The sequence below is a fragment of the Streptomyces sp. SBT349 genome (genome assembly GCF_001083795.1).
Classification (GTDB): Bacteria; Actinomycetota; Actinomycetes; order Streptomycetales; family Streptomycetaceae; genus Streptomyces.
This window is the reverse complement of sequence record NZ_LAVK01000523.1, coordinates 1-3,667: the sequence shown is the minus strand read 5'-3', so window position 1 is coordinate 3,667 and position 3,667 is coordinate 1. Positions and strand designations below refer to the sequence as shown.

The 3,667-nt window shown below is 67.1% G+C and carries 2 protein-coding genes; both read right to left on the bottom strand.

Going from position 1 to position 3,667, the window contains the following annotated elements; translation table 11 throughout:
• Positions 1–1,563, bottom strand: a 1,563-nt coding sequence (locus tag ADY01_RS34010; protein WP_049580630.1) for a type I polyketide synthase, incomplete at its 3' end; no start/stop codon positions are given.
• Between the two features lie 50 nt (positions 1,564–1,613).
• A partial coding sequence (locus tag ADY01_RS34005) for a type I polyketide synthase (protein ID WP_049580629.1) occupies positions 1,614–3,667 on the bottom strand: 2,054 nt, incomplete at its 5' end.

Sequence of the window (3,667 nt, the reverse complement as noted above, 5' to 3'; positions counted from 1 at the left end):
GGGGGCTCGGAAATTTGTATAAGACACAGCCCCGACCCCCCCGTCGGCCCCCAGGACCCCCCGCACCCGCCCCGCCTGCCCGACCAGCGCCCCACCCGAACGCCCCGACACCACCAACGGCACCACACCACCCGGCGCCGGATCCTCCGCCACCTCCACCGCACCGGCCTCCTGCTCCGGGGCCTCCTCCACGATCACATGCGCGTTCGTCCCGCTGATGCCGAAGCCGGAGACGCCGGCCCGGCGCGGGTGCTCGTTCCGCTCCCACTTCACCGAATCCGTCAGAAGCCGCAACGCTCCCGACGACCAGTCGATATGTTCTGACGGCTCCTCGACGTGCAGGGTCCTGGGCAGCAGTCCATGGCGCATCGCCATCACCATCTTGATCACGCCCGCCACACCCGCGGCCGCCTGCGCATGCCCGATGTTCGACTTGATGGACCCCAACCACAGCGGCCACTCGGCGTCGCGCCCCTCGCCGTAGGTCGCGAGGAGGGCATCGGCTTCGATCGGATCACCCAGCGACGTCCCCGTGCCGTGCGCCTCCACCACGTCGACGTCCGCCGCCGCGAGCCGCCCGTTCGCCAGCGCCTGCCGGATCACCCGCTGCTGCGACGGACCATTCGGGGCGCTCAAGCCGCTACTCGCGCCGTCCTGATTCACCGCCGACCCGCGCACCACCGCGAGCACCTCGTGACCGTTCCGCCGGGCATCCGACAGCCGCTCCACCAGCAGCATGCCCACGCCTTCGGCCGGTCCGAATCCGTCGGCGGAGGCCGAGAACGCCTTGCAACGCCCGTCTTCAGCCAGCGCTCGCTGGCGGCTGAACTCGATGAAGGTCCATGGATCGGGAAGTACAGTCACACCGCCGACCAGAGCCATTGAGCATTCGCCGTTGCGCAACGCCTGCACCGCCAGGTGCAGCGCCACCAACGACGACGAACAGGCCGTGTCCACCGTGACCGCCGGCCCCTCCAAGCCGAAGGTATAGGCGATACGACCCGACACCACACTGGTCAGGTTTCCGGTGAGCGAATACCCCTCAACGCCTTGCGGCAGTTTCGTGGCGCCCGAGATGTATCCGGGATTCCCCGACCCGACGAAGACTCCGGTGTTGCTGCCTCTCATTGTTGTCGAGACGATGTCTGCCCGCTCGAACGTCTCCCAGGCCGTCTCCAGCAACAGCCGCTGCTGCGGATCCATCGCCACCGCCTCACGCGGTGAGATCCTGAAAAGCTCCGCGTCGAACATGGTCGCGTCCCGAAGGAACCCACCACGCCGCGTATAGGTCGTACCTTCGACGTCAGGATCGGGATTGAATATCCCCTCGGTGTCCCACCCACGATCCTCGGGAAACTCCGTGATGACGTCACACCCGTCGGCCACGACCTGCCACAGCGCCTCCGGCGAATCAATCCCGCCAGGAAGGCGGCAGCCCATGCCGACGATGGCGATGGGCTCCCAACTCTTGGTGTCCATCTCCTTGAGCTGCTGGCGTACCTCCCGGAGGTTGCCCGTTACCCGGTTGAGGTAATCGCGAAGCTTCTCTTCGTTGCTAACCACCTGGCGCCGCCTCCAGAACGAGCGTCACGAATCAATCGGGAATCCGAGTGTCAGTCGAGGCCGAACTCTTTGTCGATCAGGTTGAAGATTTCATCGTCCGAGACCACACCCAGATCGACCTCTTCAGGCTCGTCATTCGCCGCGTCTTCGGATTGATTGAGCTTCCAGAGCAATGTCTGCAAACGCTCGGTCACTCTGCTACGTGACTCATGGTTCGAATCCATCGAGCCCAGCATTCTCTCCAGCCGATCCAGTTCACCGATGATCGGCGGAGGCGCACTCTCACTGCTTGGCCGCAATTGTGCATGCAAGGCTCCGGCGAGAGCATGCACCGTCGGATAGTCGAACACCAATCCGGCCGTCAGGCGCAGTTCGGTGACGGCGTTCAAGCGGTTCCGCAGTTCTACTGCCGTCAGGGAATCGAAACCAAGCTCCAGGAATCCGCGATGAGCGTCGATGCTCGTCGGATTTTTGTGCCCGAGCACGAAGGCCACATGTGAACGGACCAGGTCGAGGAGGGTGTCGAGTTGCTGGTCTTCGGTGAGGCCGGCCAGGCGGGTGCGGAGGGAGTCGGCTTCGCGCTGGTCGTGGTGGTGGGCGTGGCGGCGGTTGGTCCGGGAGGGGGTGGCCGGCAGCAGGCTGCGCAGGGGGCTGGGCAGCGCTTGGATGTCTGCCTCGGTGGTGGCCGCGGCACGCAACTGGGTGGCGTTCACGGTCGCGGCCATCACGACCGGCCGACCGGCCTGCACAGCCAGGTCGAGGAGCTGAACGGCGAGCGGGGCGGGCATGGGGTCGAAGCCGCGGCGTGCCACGCGGGCGCGGTCGGCCGCGGCCATCCGCCCGGTCAACGCGCTGTCGTCCTCCCACAATCCCCACGCGATCGACACCGCGGGCAGCCCAGCGGCGTGGCGATGCGCCGCCAGCGCGTCGAGGAAGGTGTTGGCCGCCGCGTAGTTCGCCTGCCCAGGACTCCCCAGAATCCCGGCCGCGGATGAATACATCGCGAACATGGCCAGGTCCGGCATGTGCCGGGTGGCCAGGTGCAGGTGCCAGGCGCCATCGACCTTGGCCCGCAGCACCCCCCGCACCCGCTCCGGCGTCAAATCCTCGACCAGACCGTCATCCGATGCCCCGGCGGTGTGAATCACCCCCGTCAGGGGATGTTCTGTTGGCACCGCCGCGAGCGCCTGTTCCACCCCGGCCGGCTCGGCGATGTCACAGGCCACGACCGCAACCCGGGCTCCGAGTTCCTCCAGTTCTGCTCGCAGCTCGTGCGCGCCCGGTGCGTTCTCCCCCCGGCGGGAGGCCAGCACGATGCTGCTGATGCCGTGGGTTGCGACCATGTGCCGGGCGGCGATCGCGCCCAGCGTGCCGGTCCCGCCCGTGACCAGGACCGTGCCCGCGGGGTCGAGCCGCGGCGGCATCGTCAGAACAAGTTTGCCGACGTGCCGGGCCTGGCTCATGAACCGGAAAGCCTCCCGGGCCTCCCGCACATCCCACACCCGCACCGGCAACGGCTCAAGAACCCCCGCCTCCATCAACCGCACCACTTCACTCAACATCTGCTGAATGCGCTCAGGCCCCGCCTCCCGCAAATCGAATGCCTGGTAGGTCGTTCCTTCGTGTGCGGCGGCTATCTCCATGGCGTCGCGGATGTCGGTCTTGCCCATCTCGATGAACCGGCCACCACCAGCCAGACACTCCAAAGAGGCGTCGACGAACTCCCCGGCCAGGCTGTTGAGGACCACATCCACACCCCGACCCCCGGTCGCCTCCAAAAACGCCCGCGCGAACCCCACATCCCGCGAGGACGCGATCCGCTCCCGCGACACACCCGCAGCCCGGACCACCCCCCACTTCGCCTCACTCGCCGTCGCAAACACCTCCACACCCCAATACCGCGCCAACTGCATCGCCGCCAAACCCACCCCACCCGCCGCCGCATGCACCAACACCGACTCCCCAGCACGAAGCCCCGCCAGATCCGCCAACCCATACCAAGCCGTCAAAAACACCGTCGGCACCGACGCCGCCCGCTCAAACGACCACCCCTCCGGAACCCCCACCACCATCCGGTGATCCGTCACCACCACCGACCCAAAAC